This is a genomic window from Mycobacterium scrofulaceum (genome assembly GCF_002086735.1).
Taxonomy (GTDB): domain Bacteria; phylum Actinomycetota; class Actinomycetes; order Mycobacteriales; family Mycobacteriaceae; genus Mycobacterium; species Mycobacterium scrofulaceum.
On record NZ_MVIJ01000030.1, the window covers coordinates 24,745 to 40,414 of the forward strand.

Below are 15,670 nucleotides of genomic sequence, written 5' to 3' on the forward strand. Positions count from 1 at the left end.
CTCGCGAGCCTGCCCGCCCCGGGCCGGCCTGGGAACCGACAGCAAGGAGAACACCATGGCGCTCAACATCGAGCCCGCCCTGTCCCCGCACCTGGTGGTCGACGACGCCGCCGCCGCAATCGACTTCTACGTCAGGGCGTTCGGCGCCGAGGAGCTGGGGCGGGTGCCTCGTCCGGACGGGAAACTCATCCACGCCGCGCTGCGCATCAACGGCTTTTTGGTGATGCTCAACGATGACTTCCCCGAGATGTGCGGCGGCAAGTCGATGACGCCGACGTCGTTGGGTGGCACGCCGGTCACCATCCACCTGACCGTCACCGACGTCGACGCCAAGTTCCAGCGCGCGGTCGACGCCGGCGCCACCGTGGTCGCCCCGCTGGACGATCAGTTCTGGGGCGACCGTTACGGCGTGGTCGCCGATCCGTTCGGCCACCACTGGTCGATGGGGCAGCCGGTCCGCGAGGTCGGCTACGACGAGATCCAGGCCGCGATGGCGGGGCGGTAGCGCCGGCTATCGGCCGCGTAGTCCGGCCACAGGCCGTGGATCAGGTCTAGGACGACGCGTTACCGGTCCCGATCAGCCGGTCGACCTCTTCCGTGCTGTACAACGAGACCCCGCCGGTGGCGAAGTTCGCCACATCGGCACTGGCGGCGGCCATCTCGGGTGATTTCAGCGCCCCTTTGAGATCTTCGAGGGAACCGAAGGTCAGGCTGGCCACCATGTAGTACGGGGCCTCGCGGTCAGGCATGAGCGACCGACACTTGCCGGTGGTGAAGCCGGTCAAACCGGGGATCTTCAACGTCAACGGAACATGCGTGCTGCTGTAGTACTTCTCGAACGCTCCGGGGTCGGTGGGCTCGCCGTAGCAGACTGAGACTCGAAACATCATTTGCTCCTCACGGTTAAGGGGGATCGGATAGCACGGGACGACGAAGACCCGGATCGACGGCGGCCGAAATCGAACGAAAGCCGGTCTGGCGGCTTCGCTACGACCCCGAGCACTGCAGTCACGCCCCGGGCGTCAGGGGCTGGGGCTGCCGTCGCTTGACATTCTCATCGACGCCCCGGTTGGTTGCGTTCCTCTTTCATTTTCGCGACCAGCGTCAAGACGTCATAAGTAGCCGCCTGCTCACCATGCTGATTGGTCACCACGGCATCCCAGCGGACTTCGCCGTAGTCGGCCGAAAGCCGCGGTGTCAGCTGCTTTGCGGTCAGGGTGACGGTCAGGGCGTCTCCAGCTTTCACCGGGGTGAGGAAGCGCAGCCCGTCCACGCCAAAGTTCGCCAGGACCGGACCCGGGCTGGGTTCGACGAACAAGCCGGCTGCCAGCGAAACGACGAGATAGCCGTGCGCGACGATCCCGCCGAACAACGGGTTGTTGGCCGCTGCCGCTGGGTCGGTGTGAGCATAGAAGGTGTCGCCGGTGAACTCGGCGAAGTGGTGAATGTCTTCGAGGCTGACGACCCGCGGGCCGCCGACGATCGTGTCGCCGATGTGCAGCTCCTCGAGGTGCTTGCGGAACGGGTGCACGTCCGTGGCGGTCCGTGCGGAACCGGTGGTCCAGCGACCGGTGATTGCTGTCATCATGTCGGGACCGGCCTGGATCGCGCTGCGTTGCATGAAGTGCAGGACGCCCCGGATGCCCCCCAACTCTTCTCCGGCGCCCGCACGACCCGGCCCACCATGCACGAGGGTGGGCAGCGGCGATCCGTGGCCGGTCGACTCCTTGGCGTCGTCGCGGTCGAGCACGAGAACGCGGCCGTGATACGGGGCGATGCCGATCGTCACCCGTCGTGCCACCGCGGCATCGTGGGTAACCAATGACCCGACGAGACTTCCCTTTCCGCGCGCCGCGAGCGCGATGGCGTCATCGATGTCGCGGTAGCCGATGACGGTGCTCACCGGGCCGAAAGCCTCTACCTCATGCACGGCGGCGGCCGTGGGATCCGTTGCCCGCAGCAGCATTGGCGGCAGGAAGGCGCCACGGGCGGCGTCGGCGCCCTCGACGGTGAACGATTCCGGGTCGCCGAAGACAAGGGCAGCGGCGTCGCGAAGGCTCTTGAGCGACCGCAGCACTTCTTCGCGCTGATCGAGGCTGGCCAACGGACCCATCCGCACGCCATCGAGCGCCGGGTCACCCACGACGATGTGCGCCAGTCGCGCGCTCGTCGCGTCGATGACCTCATCGAGAAGTTCGTGGGGCACCAGGGCGCGCCGGATGGCCGTGCACTTCTGGCCCGCCTTCGAGGTCATCTCCGACACGAGTTGCTCGACATACAAGTCGAACTCGGGGGTGTCCGCAGTGGCATCGGGGCCCAGGATCGAGCAGTTCAGGGAATCGGCCTCGCCGTTGAAGCGCAGACCGCCCTCGACCACCGCGGGATGGCCGCGGAGCTTGGCCGCGGTCGATGCCGACCCGGTGAACAACACACTGTCCTGGCTGTCGAGGTGGTCCAGCAACTGGTGCGGGCTGGCGCACAGCAGCTGCACGGACCCTTCGGGAAGTAACCCGGAGTCAACGATGGCGCGGAACACCAATTCGGTCAGGTAGGCGGTTTGGTGTGCCGGCTTGACGATCGAGGGCACCCCGGCGATAAACGCCGGGGCCAGTTTTTCCAACATGCCCCACACCGGGAAGTTGAACGCATTGATCTGGACAGCGACGCCGGCGCGCGAGGTGTAGATGTGCTGTCCGACGAATGCACCGGTGCGGCCGAGCCTTTCAGCGGGGCCATCGAGGTGGACGGTGTCGTTCGGCAGTTCGCGCGTGCCCTTGCTCGCGTAGCTGAACAATGTGCCGATTCCCCCGTCGACGTCGATCGCCGAGTCGCGGGCGGTCGCGCCCGTGGCCGCCGACAGCGGGTAGAACTCTTCCTTGCGACTCATGAGCAGCTTGCCCAGCGATTTCAGCGCGTTGGCCCGCTGATGAAAGGTCAACGCGCGCAACGCCGGGCCGCCGGCCTCACGCCCGTGGGCGATGAGGGCGGCCACGTCCACCGGACCCGTCGCGAATCGGGCCACTTCCTCGCCGGTGACCGCGTTGAACAGTGGGACGTCATCCCCCGCCGGCGCGACCCAGCTTCCCGTCACGTAGCTCTTCAGCACATCGGTCATCCAGCAGGCTCCTTTAACCAACCGTCCATTCGTTCGGTTATCACCATGCCAGCGGGGCCATCGCCGCGTCAAGCGCACGTCAGGGGGCGGTAATACCGGCCGAACGGTCAGTCTGCGGCAGCAGCGGTGCGCAGTCCGTCGAAGATCATCGTCGCCACCGCGTCAGCGAGTTCGTCGGCGCCCAGGGCACGGCTTGGCCGGTACCACTCGATGAGGGAGTTGACGGTGCCGAAGATGAGCCGGCTCGTCAGTGCCGGATCGACGTCGGGGCGAATGCTGCCCTCGTCGCACGCGTCCTCGACGAGCTTTCCGACGATGTGGTCGAACTCGCGGCGCCGCGCCAAAGCGCGGCGCTCCACGGTGGTGTTGCCGCGAATCCGCAGCAGCAGCGTCACGTAGGGAAGCTCCTCGACCAGCACATGGATACTGCGTTTGACCAGGTTTCCCAGGCGTTCGATGGCCGGCCCGGTAGTGGTGTCCGGGGCTTGCGTGGCGGCGAAGAGCGCGTCCAGGGCCCGATCCACGGCGAGCCGCAGCAGCTCTTCCTTACCGCTGACGTGGTGATAGATCGACGACTTGCTGATGCCCAGCCGGGCCGACAGGTGTTCCATCGACGTGCCGTCGTAGCCGCGTTGGTTGAACACGCCCACGGCAATGGCCAGCAAAGAGTCCAAGTCATAGCCCGGCCGACCGACTTGCCCGGTGGGGCGCGAACGCGGTGCGGCCATGTTGATCATCATGACATCTCGCGTCATCCACACGCCGGCAACCTCTCGCCCAGCCATCTGCTATGAATTATAGACCGAATGGTCGGTTATCATCGGAATCGCGAAAGGATGGCGGGGTGGACGCAGATGTCGATCTGGTCGACGGCTTGTTCCGCGCCTACGGCATCGGGACCGCGCAATCGTCGCGCCCACTGTCCGGCGGTTCGGTGGCCATGTTGATCGAGGCGCTGTGACCGACTACGAGACGCTGCGCGTCCACGAGGATGACGACCGTGTGGTGGTCGAATTGCACCGCCCGGCCCAACGCAATGCCATCAACGCCGCAATGGTCACCGAACTTCACGCGGTTTGCGCGGTTCTGGAGTGCCGGCCCCGCGTGCTCGTCGTCGGCGCCACCGGCCGCGACTTCGCCGCCGGCGCGGACATCGGCGAACTCCGCTCGCGGGGGCGCGACGAAGCGTTGGCCGGAATCAATCGCGGTGTCTTCGACCGAATTGCGGCGCTGCCGATGCCCACCATCGCCGCCGTGGAGGGCAATGCGTTGGGCGGCGGCGCCGAACTGACGTATGCCTGCGACCTACGCGTCGCGGCAACAGGCGCCCGGTTCGGCAATCCCGAACCCGGACTCGGAATCCTCGCCGCCGCGGGCGCCAGCTACCGGCTCACCGACTTGGTAGGCAAATCCATTGCCAAGCAGGTCATCCTCGGCGGACGCATCCTCGACGCCGAGGCCGCACTGCAGTGCGGCCTGGTCGGTGAGGTGGTCGAGACGGGGACGGCACTCAGCCGCGCATGCACCCTGGCGGACCGGATTGCCCGGCTCTCGCCACTGGCGGTGCGGATCTCCAAGGCGGTTGTGGATGCCACCGCACCGCATCCCCTGCTCGATGACATCGCTCAGGCGGTCCTGTTCGAAAGCCCCGACAAAGTCGAGCGGATGACCCGGTTTCTGGAAAAGAGGACCTCATGATCACCGTGCCCGAAGTGGTCGCCGTCATCGGCGGAGGGCGGATGGGCGCCGGCATCGGCCAGGTCTTCGCCGCGGCCGGGTCGACGGTCGTCGTGGCGGAGGCGAACCCGGACGCGGCAGTGGCTGCCCGCGCACGGGTTGCCGCCGGGCTGGCCCGCGCGGCGGACAAAGGCAGCCTGGGCGACGATGCGCAGCGGATTATGACGCGGGTGCATACCGTGACGGCACTGACCGAATTGCCCTCCGACGCAAATCTTGTCATCGAGGCGGTGCCCGAACGGACGGCCGACAAGATCAATGTGCTGTCCGGGGCGGAAAAGGTCGTCGCCCCAACCGCCGTGCTCGCTTCGAACACCAGCTCCCTGTCGATTGGAGAAATAGCTGCGGCGCTGCGCTTTCCGGAGCGGTTCGTCGGCATGCACTTCTTCAATCCGGTGCCGGCCTCTGCACTGGTCGAGGTGGTGCGCGGACCAGCGACCGCTGCCGACGTCGTCGACCAGGTGCTCGGCTGGATTCACGAACTCGGGAAATCCGATGTGGTCGTCGAGGATTCACCGGGTTTTGCTACTAGCCGCCTCGGCGTGGCGCTGGGGCTGGAAGCGATCCGCATGCTCGAGGAAAACGTTGCGGACGCCGCGTCGATCGACCGTGCGATGGAATTCGGTTACCGGCATCCGATGGGTCCACTCCGATCCACAGACCTCGTCGGACTGGACGTCCGGCTTGCGATCGCCGAGCACCTGCACACCACCTTGGGGGAACGCTTCCGGCCACCGGCGCTGCTGCGCGACAAAGTCGCCCGCGGAGAACTGGGCCGCAAGACCGGCCAGGGGTTCTTCCCCTGGCCGCGGTGAACAACCATTGAGGAGCATCCGATGACAGAAACTTCCATGGCCACCGTCGCCTATCACGTCGACGGCGCTCTGGCCGCGATTCGACTCGACCGGCCCGCGGCTTCCAACGCCCTTGACCGCGCCACCAAGCAGCAGCTGCTGAATGCGCTGACCGCGGTCGGGGCGGACGACAGCGTGCGCGCCCTCGTGATCACCGCTGCCGGAAAGAACTTCTGCGTAGGCCAGGACCTCGCCGAACACGTCGATGCGCTGCACGCCGACCCCGGCCACGCGATGGACACCGTGCGCGACCACTACAACCCGATCCTGACGGCGCTACACGCGATCAAGGTACCTGTCGTCGTTGGGATCAACGGCGCCTGCGTCGGCGCGGGGCTGGGTTTGGCCCTGGCGGGCGACGTCCGCATCGCCGGCTCGAAGGCCAAGTTCGGCACCGCCTTCACCGGCATCGGCCTGGCGGCCGACTCCGCGCTGTCCGCATCGCTGCCCCGGCTCATCGGAGGCGGTCGCGCCGCGGCCATGTTTTTGCTCGCAGACACCGTCGACGCGGCCACCGCCCACGCGTGGGGACTCGTGCATCAGGTCGTCGGCCCCGATGTCCTCGACGAGGTGGCGACCGGCCTTGCGGCGCGCCTGGCCGTCGGACCCACCGCCGCCTTCGGCGCCGTCAAGGCCCTGCTAGCCGAAAACGCCACTGCCTCATTGCAAGACGTCCTCGAACGTGAGGCCGCCGCACAGCAGCGCCTCGGGACGTCGACCGATCATGCTGCGGCCGTCGAGGCATTCCTCACCAAGGCCAGGCCCGTCTTCGTAGGGCACTGAAGCCGCCCAACTTGTGTTCAAGCCCGCGATCCGGCAGACTTTATAACCGACCGTTCGGTAGGTAATAGGAGGGTGGATGACCTTGGGCGACGTATCGTCGCAGACGGGTGGCCACGACCCCGCTCCACTGGCGCGGGAGTTCGAAGCAATCGTCGCCGACGGCATGCGGATAGAGCCCCGCGATTGGATGCCCGACGGCTACCGCAAGACGCTGATCCGCCAGATCGCACAGCACGCTCACTCCGAAATCATCGGCATGCAGCCCGAAGGCAACTGGCTGACCCGGGCACCCTCGTTGCGCCGCAAGGCAATCCTGCTGGCCAAGGTGCAAGACGAAGCCGGCCATGGCCTCTACCTGTATTCCGCGGCCGAGACCTTGGGCGCCGACCGTGCCGACCTCAACGCCAAGCTCATTGCCGGCAAGCAGAAGTATTCCTCGATTTTCAACTACCCCGCGTTGACGTACGCCGATGTGGGCGTGATCGGCTGGCTGGTCGACGGCGCGGCGATCTGTAATCAGGTCCCGTTGTGCCGCAGCTCCTACGGACCGTACGCCCGCGCGATGATCCGGGTTTGCAAGGAGGAGTCCTTCCACCAACGCCAGGGCTACGAACTGCTGGCCACGATGATGTCGGGCACCGACGCCCAACGCGCCATGGTCCAGGACTCCGTCGACCGCTGGTGGTGGCCGACCCTGATGATGTTCGGCCCGCCCGACACCGATTCGTCCCACACCGCGCAGTCCATGGCATGGGGGATCAAGCGCCATACCAACGACGAGCTCAGGCAACGCTTCGTCGACATGACGGTCCCGCAGGCCGAGGCGCTCGGCGTCACCCTGCCCGATCCGCGGCTGCGCTGGAACGAGAAACGCGGGGCACACGATTTCGGGACGCCGGATTGGAGCGAGTTCATGGACGTCATCGAGGGGCATGGCCCGTGCAACGCCGAACGCATCGCCACGCGCACGCGCGCCCACGACAACGGCGCATGGGTGCGCGAGGCCGCGACCGCGTTCGCGGCGAAACCGCGGGCCGTGGAAGGCAAAGCCCGATGAGTGACGAGGGTTTCACCGCCGAAGGCGGTCACGGTGCGGTTCCGACAGCGAGCGTGGACACCGCACCCGACAACACCGCGGTCGAGGCCGACTGGCCCCTCTACGAGGTCTTCGTCCGCGGAAGGCGCGGCCTCAACCATGTGCATGTCGGTTCGCTGCACGCTGCCGAGGAGAAGATGGCCCTGCGCCACGCGCGTGACCTCTACACCAGGCGCAACGAAGGCGTCAGCATCTGGGTGGTGCGTTCGGAGGCCATCGCCGCGTCCAGCCCCGCCGAGAAGGATCCGTTCTTCGCCCCCAGCGGCGACAAGGTGTACCGCCACCCGACCTTTTACACCATCGCCGACAACGTTCCCCACATGTGATCGGCGAGGAAGGCCTGCGCGCATGAACGATCACGCCAACCCCCGCGCCATCGACGAGGACACGCACAGCCAGTGGGCATTCGGCACCAGTTTCGACGATCCCCTGGCCGGCGTCGACACCACGCTGGCCGACGGCATCGACGGCCCCGACCTGGCAACCTACTGCCTGATGCTCGCCGACGATGCGTTGGTCTCCGCGCAGCGGCTGACCCAATGGTGCGCTCGCGCACCCGAACTCGAAGAGGAGATGGCACTGGCCAACATCGGGCTGGACCTGCTCGGCCAGGCCCGGCTGTTGCTGGCCCGCGCCGCGGCCGCCCACCCCGCGATTGTCCCGGCGCTGCCCGACGGCTCCCCCGTGCCCGCCGACGACGCGTTGGCCTTCTTCCGCGACGAACCGTCGTTTCGGTGCCTTCGCCTGGTCGAGCTGCCCAACGGCGACTTCGCCCACAGCATCACGCGTCTTTTGGTGTTCGCCACGTTCCGGCTGGCGACGCTGCAGCGGCTACGGGACTCGCGCGACCCGGTGCTGGCGGCGGTGGCCACCAAGGGCGTCAAAGAAGTGACCTATCACCGCGACTACGCCGCCCGATGGTTGCTCACGCTTGCCGGGGGGACCGACGAGTCACGGCGCCGGCTCGAGCAAGCGGTCACGGGCGTATGGCCCTACGTTGACGAACTTTTCAGCGCCAACCCGGTGGAACAGCGACTTGCCGCATCGGGCGCGGCCGTTGACTCGTCCACTCTGCGCGGCGAGTTCGACGAGGTCCTCGAACAGATTTTCCAGGCCGCGCTATTGCCGCTCCCGGCGGTGCGGGCGGCGGCCCGAGTGGCCGGCAGATCGGGTCGGGACGGCACCCACACCGAAGCGCTGAGTTATCTGTTGGCCGAAATGCAGTCGGTGGCCCGGGCGCATCCCACCGGGGCATGGTGAGGCGAATGATCGCCGCGACGATGGGGGCGGTGGCGCGGGCGCGTGAGGTCGCCGCCACGGTGACCGACCCCGAGATGCCCATGCTGACGCTGGTTGACCTCGGAGTGTTGCGCGACGTCCACCAAGACGGGGACGGCACCATCGTCGTCACCATCACCCCGACCTACTCCGGATGTCCCGCGCTGGCCACCATGCGCGAGGACCTCTCGAATGCGCTCGCCGCGAGGGGTTTCGAGCGGTTCGAAATCCGGATTTCGCTGGCGCCACCCTGGAGTTCGGACTGGATCACCGCCGGCGGGCGCCGCAAGCTCGAAGAACACGGGATCGCTCCCCCGCACGCCGCCCCGCGACCGGCCACCGGTCCCGTCCCCTTGACCCTCGTTGCGCGCCGCCCCGTTGTGCAGTGCCCGCAGTGCAACGGCCTGGACACCGAAGAACTGTCGGCCTTCGGGTCGACCACCTGCAAAGCCCTGCACCGGTGCCGGTGCTGCGGTGAACCATTCGAACGGATCAAGGAGATCTGACATGTCCACCGCTGAACCGGTCGCCGCGACGGGTACGGGCCTGCGTAAGCGGCGGTTTCGCACGGTGCGAGTCGCCGAGGTGCAGCGCCTCTGCGCTGACGCCGCGGCCATCAGCTTCACCGTGCCCGACGAGTACGCCGCCGAATTCGCTTTCGCACCCGGCCAATCCGTCGTCGTTCGGCGCACCATCGACGGCACCGAGCAGCGCCGGACCTACTCGATCTGCTCGCCTGCTGGTGACCGGCCCCGGATCGGAGTCCGCGAAGTACCCGGAGGAGCTGTCTCGAGCTGGCTGGTCCGCCGGATATCGCCGGGCGATCAGGTCGAAGTTCAGCCGCCCTCGGGCAATTTCACCGCGGACCCCGCCACGGCGGGACACCACGTGGTGATTGCCGCCGGTTCCGGTATCACCCCGGTCCTTTCGATTGCCGCTTCGGTGCTGACCCATCCCGACTCACGGGTCACCCTGCTTTACGGCAACCGCCGCGCCGGCACGGTCATGTTCGCCGATGAGCTGGCCGACCTCAAGGACTCCTACCGCGCACGGTTGCAGCTGGTGCACGTGCTTTCGCGTGAGCCGCGAACTTCCGATCTGCTCAGCGGCCGGCTCGACCATGCCCGCATCCACGCACTGCTGCGACGCCTCGTGCCGGTGCACAGCGTCGACCACTTCTGGCTGTGCGGCCCCCTCGGTATGGTCACCGACGCCAGGGCAGCGCTGCGCGCGCTCGGGGTGCCGGGCGATCGGATCCACCAGGAGCTGTTCTTCGTCGAAGACGCCGCTCCCGCACCGGTCGAACATGTCGATGCGGCGGTGTCCGGCCCGGTCAGCCGGGTCACCATTGTTCTGGACGGTGCCACCGGCACACTCGCGCTGCCGCGTGATTCGTCGATCCTGGATGGGGCGCAGCGGTTCCGCAGCGACCTGCCCTTTGCCTGCAAGGGTGGGGTTTGCGGGACCTGTCGCGCCAAGGTCACCGGCGGCGCCGTGCACATGCGCCGCAACTACGCCCTCGAGCCCGCCGAAATCGAGGCCGGCTTCGTGCTGACATGCCAGTCTTGCCCCGTCACTGACGCGCTGACCGTGGATTTCGACGCATGACGATGTTGCCCTGGGAGCTTGCCATGGCCGATGTGATCGATCGTCCCGCCGATGGCGCCGCGCGGCCCTCACCCGATGAACCCGAAGCCATAGAAATGGCGTCGCGCGATGAGATTGCGGCCGTGCAGCTTTCGCGGCTGACGTGGTCGCTTCGACATGCCTATGACAATGTCGGGCATTACCGGACCGCGTTCGACCAGGCCGGCGTGCACCCGAGCGACCTCAAAGACCTCGCTGATCTGGCGCTGTTCCCCTTCACCACCAAAGCCGACCTGCGGCAGAACTATCCGTTCGGCATGTTCGCCGTGCCCCAGTCGGAGATCCGGCGCGTCCACGCCTCATCGGGCACAACCGGCCACCCGACCGTGGTCGGCTACACCGCGGCCGACATAGATACCTGGGCCGGCCTGGTCGCACGCAGCCTGCGCGCGGCAGGGGTCCGCTCCACCGACAAGGTCCACATCGCCTACGGCTACGGCCTATTCACCGGCGGAATAGGCGCGCACTACGGGGCGGAGCGCCTGGGCTGCACGGTCATCCCCATGTCGGGTGGCATGACCGAACGCCAGATCCAGCTCATCACCGACTTTGAGCCCGACGCCATCATGGTCACCCCGTCCTACATGCTCACACTGATCGACGCGATGGAACGCGCTGGCACCGATCCGCGCAAAACTTCCTTGCGTACCGGCGTCTTCGGTGCCGAACCCTGGACCGAACAGATGCGCGCCGAGCTCGAACACAAGCTCGACATCGACGCCGTCGACATCTATGGATTGTCGGAGGTAATCGGCCCGGGGGTTGCGCAGGAGTGCGTCGAAACCAAAGACGGACTGCATATCTGGGAAGACCATTTCTATCCCGAGATCATCGATCCGGAAAGCGGCCGAGTTCTCCCCGACGGAGCCGAAGGGGAGCTGGTTTTCACCTCACTGACCAAGCAGGCGTTCCCGATCGTCCGGTACCGCACCCGCGACCTCACGGCACTATTGCCCGGTACCGCGCGCAGCATGCGGCGGATGCGCAGGATCGCAGGGCGCACCGACGACATGATCATCCTGCGCGGTGTCAACCTTTTCCCGACCCAGATCGAGGAGCTGATCTTCGGAATCCAGGCCCTGACACCGGAATTCCACTGCGTTCTCGCCCGCGCCGGCCGACTCGACACTCTGACCGTGCATGTGGAAAGCCGGCCGGGTGCGACGCCAGAGATGCGTGCGGACGCCGCCGAGGCGCTTACCGGGCAGATCAAGAGCCGCATCGGCGTCAGCGTGACGGTCAACGTTGTCGAGCCGAACAGCATGGCGCGCTCGGAGGGCAAGGCGAGGCGGCTGATCGACAACCGTCCCAAAGGCTGACAGCCCGGCACTGGCGGTGGCTGTGGTGGCCCGCGAACCCGTCAACGCCTTCGGCCGCGCGGGCAGCACCTGCGCTTGACCGCTACCAGCATCTCGATCTCGACGCAGATGTCGAACGGCAACTCGGCCATGCCGACGGCGGAACGGGCGTGCCGACCGACCTTCTCACCGAAGACCTGCACGAGCAGTTCCGAGCAGCCGTCGATGACGGCGGGGGTGTCGGTGAATCCGGGAGCGCAGTTCACCATGCCGAACAGCTTGAGCACCGATCGCACGCGATCGAGGGATTCGACTTCCGCGCGCAGCGCCGACAGCAGGAACAGCCCTGTGAGGCGGGCGGCCGATCGGGCGGCCTCCGGCGTGAGGTCGATTCCCACCTTGCCCCGGATGCCGGGGACGGAGCCGCCATGCCCGTTCCAAATGGGCCCGTGGCCGGATATGAACACCAGGTCGCGATCACTTTTGGCCGCAAGGTATCTGCCGGCGGCCGGTGCCGGGGCCGGCAGCTCGATGCCGAGCTGCACGAGACGTTTCTCCGGCGTTGATGCGGGCTTCACGCCGGCCGCCGGGCGCAACGACTGGACGGCCGGCCCGCGCAGCGGCCGCACCGCCCGCGAAACCCATCGTCCATCGGCGCTCATCTCCTCGTGGCCGTGGCGGCAGGGGCACCGCGCTGTGACCGCACTTGTGACACCATGTCACGCATGGCATATTACATATTGTCATCGATGGCACGCCAGCCACGGCCCCCCGGCACCGCGCAACGGCATCGAGGGGCCGAAAGTTTCGGAACTCCGCGCACGACGCACCGCCCCCATGGCTGGCGCACCAACCGAATCCCGACGGCGCCTTAGGAATTGAATCGTGACGATCCAGACATTGCCCCCCGAACCGTCCTTTCTCATTTTCGGCGCCGCCGGGCACATCGGACGCCCCTGCGCACAATGGCTCACCGAACGGCACCCCACGGCGCACATCCGGGTCGTCTCCAGCAGGCCCGACATGGCCGCCGCCCTGGCCGAAGCGCACCCGGACGCCGAGGTCATGATCGCCGATTACCTGCGCGCCGACGACATGATCGCGGCCTTCGATGGGATCCACGCGGCGTTCGTGCTCACCCCCGATTTCATCGACGAGAAGGTCGCCATGGCCAATGTGGCCGACGCGGTCAACGCAGCCGGAACGCTCGTGCGGCTGGTCCGGCTGATCGGCGACCCGCCGGGAATCCGCGACGAAGCGGAGGTGCTGGCGTTGTGGGGCCCCGACTACAAGAACGAAACCGCCCTCCATCATCTGCGAGCCCGTAAAGTCTTGACGGGAGCGGGCGTTCCGGTCGTATACATGAACATCCCGGGCTGGTTCTTCGAGGATTTCTCCGAGTTCCTGGTGGACCCGATACGTGACAAGCGCACGTTCGTCATGGCGGCGGACCGGCCGATGAACTTCATCGCGACCCGCGACATCGGCCGCTGCGCGGCCGAGCTGCTGCTGGACCCCTCGCTGACCGAGGCCGGCGAGACCCTGCACCTGGAGAACGGCATCGACACGATGATCAGGTTCAGCAGGATCGCGGACATCATGAGCGACGCGTGGGGCGTGCCGATCGCCTACGAAGGCACCGACGAAGCCTTTCTGCGGGAACTCGGGCCCGCCCTGCGGAAGTACTACAAGCGCGACGACGCCGCCGAGCACATCCTGGCCGAATGTCATCATGAGGTTCCCTTCATCAACGAACTTCTCAAGCGCGGCAACGACCTGCGGGGCGGGGAACGCCACCTCACTCCAGAAATGCTCGGTTTCGAGCCGCTTCCGTTGAAATCGTGGTTCCGGGACAACAGGGACGTCTTCATTTCCGAGTGCGGCTGACCGCGTGTGTCGGCGGCGGCGGCAACGATGAGCGGGTAAGGAGGGCGGCGCGGTGAGGCGTGAAGCGTTCGGTACGACGTTCTTTGGCGCTGAGGGTTTCCTGGACACGGCCACATCTGGGCTCCCGCCGTGCTTTGTCGCCGACGCGATGCGCGATTGCGTGCGGTCGTGGGCGCAAGGGCGCCTGCAGATGAGCACGTTCGACGCGCCCATGCGCGCCAGCCGCGCGGCGTACGCCGCCCTGGTCGGCGTCGATGAGAGCCGGGTGACGATGGGCACCAGCGTCTCGTCGGCCATCGGCCTGGTGGCCGCGTCGATACCCGACGGCACCCGGGTGGCGACCCTGCGCGGCGAATTCACCAGTGTCACCTTTCCCTTCGCCGCCCAGGCTGCGCGGGGCGTCACGGTCACGGAGTTGCCCGCCGGCCTGCTCGAGGATGCGGCGGGTGACTTCGACGTGGTGGCAGCCAGTCTCGTGCAATCGGCCGACGGCGCCGTGCTGGACGTCGAAAGGTTGCGTCGCAACGCCGCCGAATCCGGAACGCTCACGCTCATCGATGCGACCCATGCGCTGGGCTGGAGGAACATCGAGATGCCGTGGGCCGACGCCGTGGTTTCGGTCAGCTACAAGTGGCTGCTCGGGCCGCGCGGTGTGGCGTGGATGTCGTTGAGCCAACGCCTGTCGGATGCACTGATACCGCACTTGGCCAATCCCTATGCGGGCGAAGATCTATGGTCCTCGGTGTACGGCCTGCCGATGCGGCTGGCCGGCGGCGCGCGGCGGTTCGACGCGGCGCCGGTCTGGTTCAGCATCTTGGGGGCGGGGCTCGCGCTGCCCTGGGTGGCATCGCTGGACCGGGTCGCGGTGGAGGCCCATGGCGTGGGTTTGGCGAATCGGCTGCGAGCCGAACTCGGCATGCCCGCCGTCGACTCACCGATCGTCTCCATCCCTGGCTCCCCCCACACCGATTCCCTGCGGCGGGCCGGGGTCCGGGCATCGGTGCGCGCCGGCTCCGCCCGCGTCGGCTTTCATCTGTACAACACCGATGGCGACCTCGACCGGCTGCTCGACGGGCTCTCGCCGCGCGGAAGGCCACCACCACAACGCGCAACCCATTGCGAGGAGCCCAGATGAAAGAACTGACCGGCAAGACCGCCCTGGTCACCGGAGCGTCCGGCGGCATCGGTCGCGCCATCTGCCTGGCGCTCGCCGATGCCGGCGCCGCCGTGGTGGTTTCTGGTCGACAACGCGGTGCTCTCGAGGAGCTCGTTGTCGAGCTGCGCACGAAAGGTAGCCGTGCACGTGCCATTCCGATCGACCTGAGGGACGCTGCGGCAGCAGACGACCTTCTCGGCAGCGTCGAGCGGGACGTTGGCCCCGCCGACATTTTGGTCAACAACGCCGGCGTCGAACAGCCCGCCGCGTTCACCGACATGACGCCCGACGACATCCGCACCATGGTCGAGGTCAACTTGACCGCCACCATGCTGCTCACCCATCGAGTCCTGCCCGGCATGCTCAATCGCGGGCGTGGCCACATCGTCTTCGTCTCTTCGGGACTGGCGAAGATGGGCAGCGCCTACCAAGTGCCCTATTCCGCGACCAAGGCTGCCCTGCTCGCGCTGACACAGGCGCTACGCGCCGAATACCGTCATACCCCCGTAGGTTTCTCCGTCGTGTGCCCCGGGTTGGTGACCGGGGCCGGGATGTACCAACGCATGCTCGACAACGGATTTGCCGCCAGCCCCCTGCTCGGCACGACCACGACCACTCGAGTGGCTCGCAAGATCGTGGCGGCCATTCGCCACGACCGCCCCGAAGTGCACGTTACCGGCGCGCCCGTCCGGCCCATCGCCGCAGCCATTGCACTCAACCCGCGACTGGCCGAAATGATCACGGACCGTGCCGGCATGACCGAACTGTTCCGTCGCGTCGCCGCCGGCCGCGCCGAAACCAACAAGACGTGAGAGTGCG

At 67.1% G+C, this 15,670-nt stretch carries 17 protein-coding genes; 13 read left to right on the plus strand and 4 right to left on the minus strand.

From position 1 onward, the window contains the following. The first annotated feature begins 55 nt into the window (after positions 1 to 55). Positions 56 to 505, plus strand: coding sequence for a VOC family protein (locus tag BST44_RS18715; RefSeq protein ID WP_083178597.1), 450 nt, complete (start codon positions 56 to 58; stop codon positions 503 to 505). Positions 506 to 551: 46 nt separating this feature from the next. Here the strand turns inward: BST44_RS18715 and BST44_RS18720 are convergent, their stop codons facing one another. The 3 genes from BST44_RS18720 to BST44_RS18730 all read right to left on the minus strand — a co-directional run bounded on the left by BST44_RS18720 (position 552) and on the right by BST44_RS18730 (position 3,843). Continuing rightward, positions 552 to 887 carry an EthD family reductase gene (locus BST44_RS18720; RefSeq protein ID WP_083178643.1) on the minus strand — a complete coding sequence of 112 codons (336 nt, stop codon included), beginning with the start codon at positions 885 to 887 and terminating at the stop codon, positions 552 to 554. Between the two features lie 167 nt (positions 888 to 1,054). After that, on the minus strand, positions 1,055 to 3,115 hold the full coding sequence (paaZ, locus tag BST44_RS18725; RefSeq protein ID WP_083178598.1) for a phenylacetic acid degradation bifunctional protein PaaZ: 2,061 nt from the start codon (positions 3,113 to 3,115) through the stop codon (positions 1,055 to 1,057). A 107-nt stretch (positions 3,116 to 3,222) separates the two neighbouring features. Continuing rightward, positions 3,223 to 3,843, minus strand: a complete 621-nt coding sequence (locus BST44_RS18730; RefSeq protein ID WP_083178644.1) for a TetR/AcrR family transcriptional regulator — start codon at positions 3,841 to 3,843, stop codon at positions 3,223 to 3,225. Between the two features lie 229 nt (positions 3,844 to 4,072). Here BST44_RS18730 and BST44_RS18735 point away from each other — a divergent pair, with 229 nt between their 5' ends. The 9 genes from BST44_RS18735 to paaK all read left to right on the plus strand — a co-directional run bounded on the left by BST44_RS18735 (position 4,073) and on the right by paaK (position 11,829). Then, positions 4,073 to 4,813, plus strand: a complete 741-nt coding sequence (locus tag BST44_RS18735; RefSeq protein WP_083178599.1) for an enoyl-CoA hydratase/isomerase family protein — start codon at positions 4,073 to 4,075, stop codon at positions 4,811 to 4,813. Continuing rightward, entirely contained in the window at positions 4,810 to 5,667 is an 858-nt protein-coding gene (locus BST44_RS18740; protein ID WP_083178600.1) for a 3-hydroxyacyl-CoA dehydrogenase family protein, read from the plus strand. The genes BST44_RS18735 and BST44_RS18740 overlap by 4 nt, the downstream gene beginning before the upstream one ends. A gap of 21 nt (positions 5,668 to 5,688) precedes the next feature. Next, complete coding sequence (locus BST44_RS18745) at positions 5,689 to 6,489, plus strand: enoyl-CoA hydratase/isomerase family protein (RefSeq protein ID WP_083178601.1); 801 nt, start codon at positions 5,689 to 5,691, stop codon at positions 6,487 to 6,489. 76 nt (positions 6,490 to 6,565) lie between these two features. Then, positions 6,566 to 7,546, plus strand: a complete 981-nt coding sequence (gene paaA, locus BST44_RS18750; protein WP_083178602.1) for a 1,2-phenylacetyl-CoA epoxidase subunit PaaA — start codon at positions 6,566 to 6,568, stop codon at positions 7,544 to 7,546. Further along, positions 7,543 to 7,911: a 1,2-phenylacetyl-CoA epoxidase subunit PaaB gene (paaB, locus tag BST44_RS18755; RefSeq protein WP_083178603.1), complete on the plus strand. Its 369-nt coding sequence runs from the start codon at positions 7,543 to 7,545 to the stop codon at positions 7,909 to 7,911. Before paaA ends, paaB begins: the two co-directional genes overlap by 4 nt. A gap of 22 nt (positions 7,912 to 7,933) precedes the next feature. Beyond that, complete coding sequence (paaC, locus tag BST44_RS18760) at positions 7,934 to 8,845, plus strand: 1,2-phenylacetyl-CoA epoxidase subunit PaaC (protein ID WP_083178604.1); 912 nt, start codon at positions 7,934 to 7,936, stop codon at positions 8,843 to 8,845. A 5-nt stretch (positions 8,846 to 8,850) separates the two neighbouring features. Further along, on the plus strand, positions 8,851 to 9,369 hold the full coding sequence (gene paaD, locus BST44_RS18765; RefSeq protein ID WP_083178645.1) for a 1,2-phenylacetyl-CoA epoxidase subunit PaaD: 519 nt from the start codon (positions 8,851 to 8,853) through the stop codon (positions 9,367 to 9,369). Between the two features lies 1 nt (position 9,370). Beyond that, positions 9,371 to 10,471, plus strand: a complete 1,101-nt coding sequence (gene paaE / locus BST44_RS18770; RefSeq protein ID WP_083178605.1) for a 1,2-phenylacetyl-CoA epoxidase subunit PaaE — start codon at positions 9,371 to 9,373, stop codon at positions 10,469 to 10,471. Positions 10,472 to 10,494: 23 nt separating this feature from the next. Further along, on the plus strand, positions 10,495 to 11,829 hold the full coding sequence (gene paaK, locus BST44_RS18775; protein WP_083178646.1) for a phenylacetate--CoA ligase PaaK: 1,335 nt from the start codon (positions 10,495 to 10,497) through the stop codon (positions 11,827 to 11,829). A gap of 41 nt (positions 11,830 to 11,870) precedes the next feature. Here paaK and BST44_RS18780 read toward each other — a convergent pair whose 3' ends face one another. Then, the gene (locus BST44_RS18780) at positions 11,871 to 12,470 is read right to left on the minus strand and encodes a RidA family protein (protein WP_083178606.1); all 600 of its coding nucleotides are present in this window, start codon (positions 12,468 to 12,470) and stop codon (positions 11,871 to 11,873) included. A gap of 223 nt (positions 12,471 to 12,693) precedes the next feature. Here BST44_RS18780 and BST44_RS18785 point away from each other — a divergent pair, with 223 nt between their 5' ends. Genes BST44_RS18785 through BST44_RS18795 form a run of 3 tightly spaced genes read left to right on the plus strand, consistent with a single transcriptional unit; the run spans position 12,694 to position 15,663 of the window. Continuing rightward, positions 12,694 to 13,695: an SDR family oxidoreductase gene (locus BST44_RS18785; protein WP_158086664.1), complete on the plus strand. Its 1,002-nt coding sequence runs from the start codon at positions 12,694 to 12,696 to the stop codon at positions 13,693 to 13,695. Between the two features lie 52 nt (positions 13,696 to 13,747). Beyond that, a complete protein-coding gene (locus tag BST44_RS18790) occupies positions 13,748 to 14,830 on the plus strand; it encodes an aminotransferase class V-fold PLP-dependent enzyme (RefSeq protein WP_083178608.1) in 1,083 nt (360 codons plus the stop codon). Continuing rightward, positions 14,827 to 15,663, plus strand: coding sequence for an SDR family NAD(P)-dependent oxidoreductase (locus BST44_RS18795; RefSeq protein ID WP_083178609.1), 837 nt, complete (start codon positions 14,827 to 14,829; stop codon positions 15,661 to 15,663). Before BST44_RS18790 ends, BST44_RS18795 begins: the two co-directional genes overlap by 4 nt. The last annotated feature ends 7 nt before the right edge of the window (positions 15,664 to 15,670 follow it).

Coding starts and splice junctions, on each gene's coding strand:
- BST44_RS18715 (WP_083178597.1), top strand. CDS start 56: ATGGCGCTCAACATCGAGCCCGCCCTGTCCCCGCACCTGGTGGTCGAC.
- BST44_RS18720 (WP_083178643.1), bottom strand. CDS start 887: ATGTTTCGAGTCTCAGTCTGCTACGGCGAGCCCACCGACCCCGGAGCG.
- paaZ (WP_083178598.1), bottom strand. CDS start 3,115: ATGACCGATGTGCTGAAGAGCTACGTGACGGGAAGCTGGGTCGCGCCG.
- BST44_RS18730 (WP_083178644.1), bottom strand. CDS start 3,843: ATGGCCGCACCGCGTTCGCGCCCCACCGGGCAAGTCGGTCGGCCGGGC.
- BST44_RS18740 (WP_083178600.1), top strand. CDS start 4,810: ATGATCACCGTGCCCGAAGTGGTCGCCGTCATCGGCGGAGGGCGGATG.
- BST44_RS18745 (WP_083178601.1), top strand. CDS start 5,689: ATGACAGAAACTTCCATGGCCACCGTCGCCTATCACGTCGACGGCGCT.
- paaA (WP_083178602.1), top strand. CDS start 6,566: ATGACCTTGGGCGACGTATCGTCGCAGACGGGTGGCCACGACCCCGCT.
- paaB (WP_083178603.1), top strand. CDS start 7,543: ATGAGTGACGAGGGTTTCACCGCCGAAGGCGGTCACGGTGCGGTTCCG.
- paaC (WP_083178604.1), top strand. CDS start 7,934: ATGAACGATCACGCCAACCCCCGCGCCATCGACGAGGACACGCACAGC.
- paaD (WP_083178645.1), top strand. CDS start 8,851: ATGATCGCCGCGACGATGGGGGCGGTGGCGCGGGCGCGTGAGGTCGCC.
- paaE (WP_083178605.1), top strand. CDS start 9,371: ATGTCCACCGCTGAACCGGTCGCCGCGACGGGTACGGGCCTGCGTAAG.
- paaK (WP_083178646.1), top strand. CDS start 10,495: ATGGCCGATGTGATCGATCGTCCCGCCGATGGCGCCGCGCGGCCCTCA.
- BST44_RS18780 (WP_083178606.1), bottom strand. CDS start 12,470: ATGAGCGCCGATGGACGATGGGTTTCGCGGGCGGTGCGGCCGCTGCGC.
- BST44_RS18795 (WP_083178609.1), top strand. CDS start 14,827: ATGAAAGAACTGACCGGCAAGACCGCCCTGGTCACCGGAGCGTCCGGC.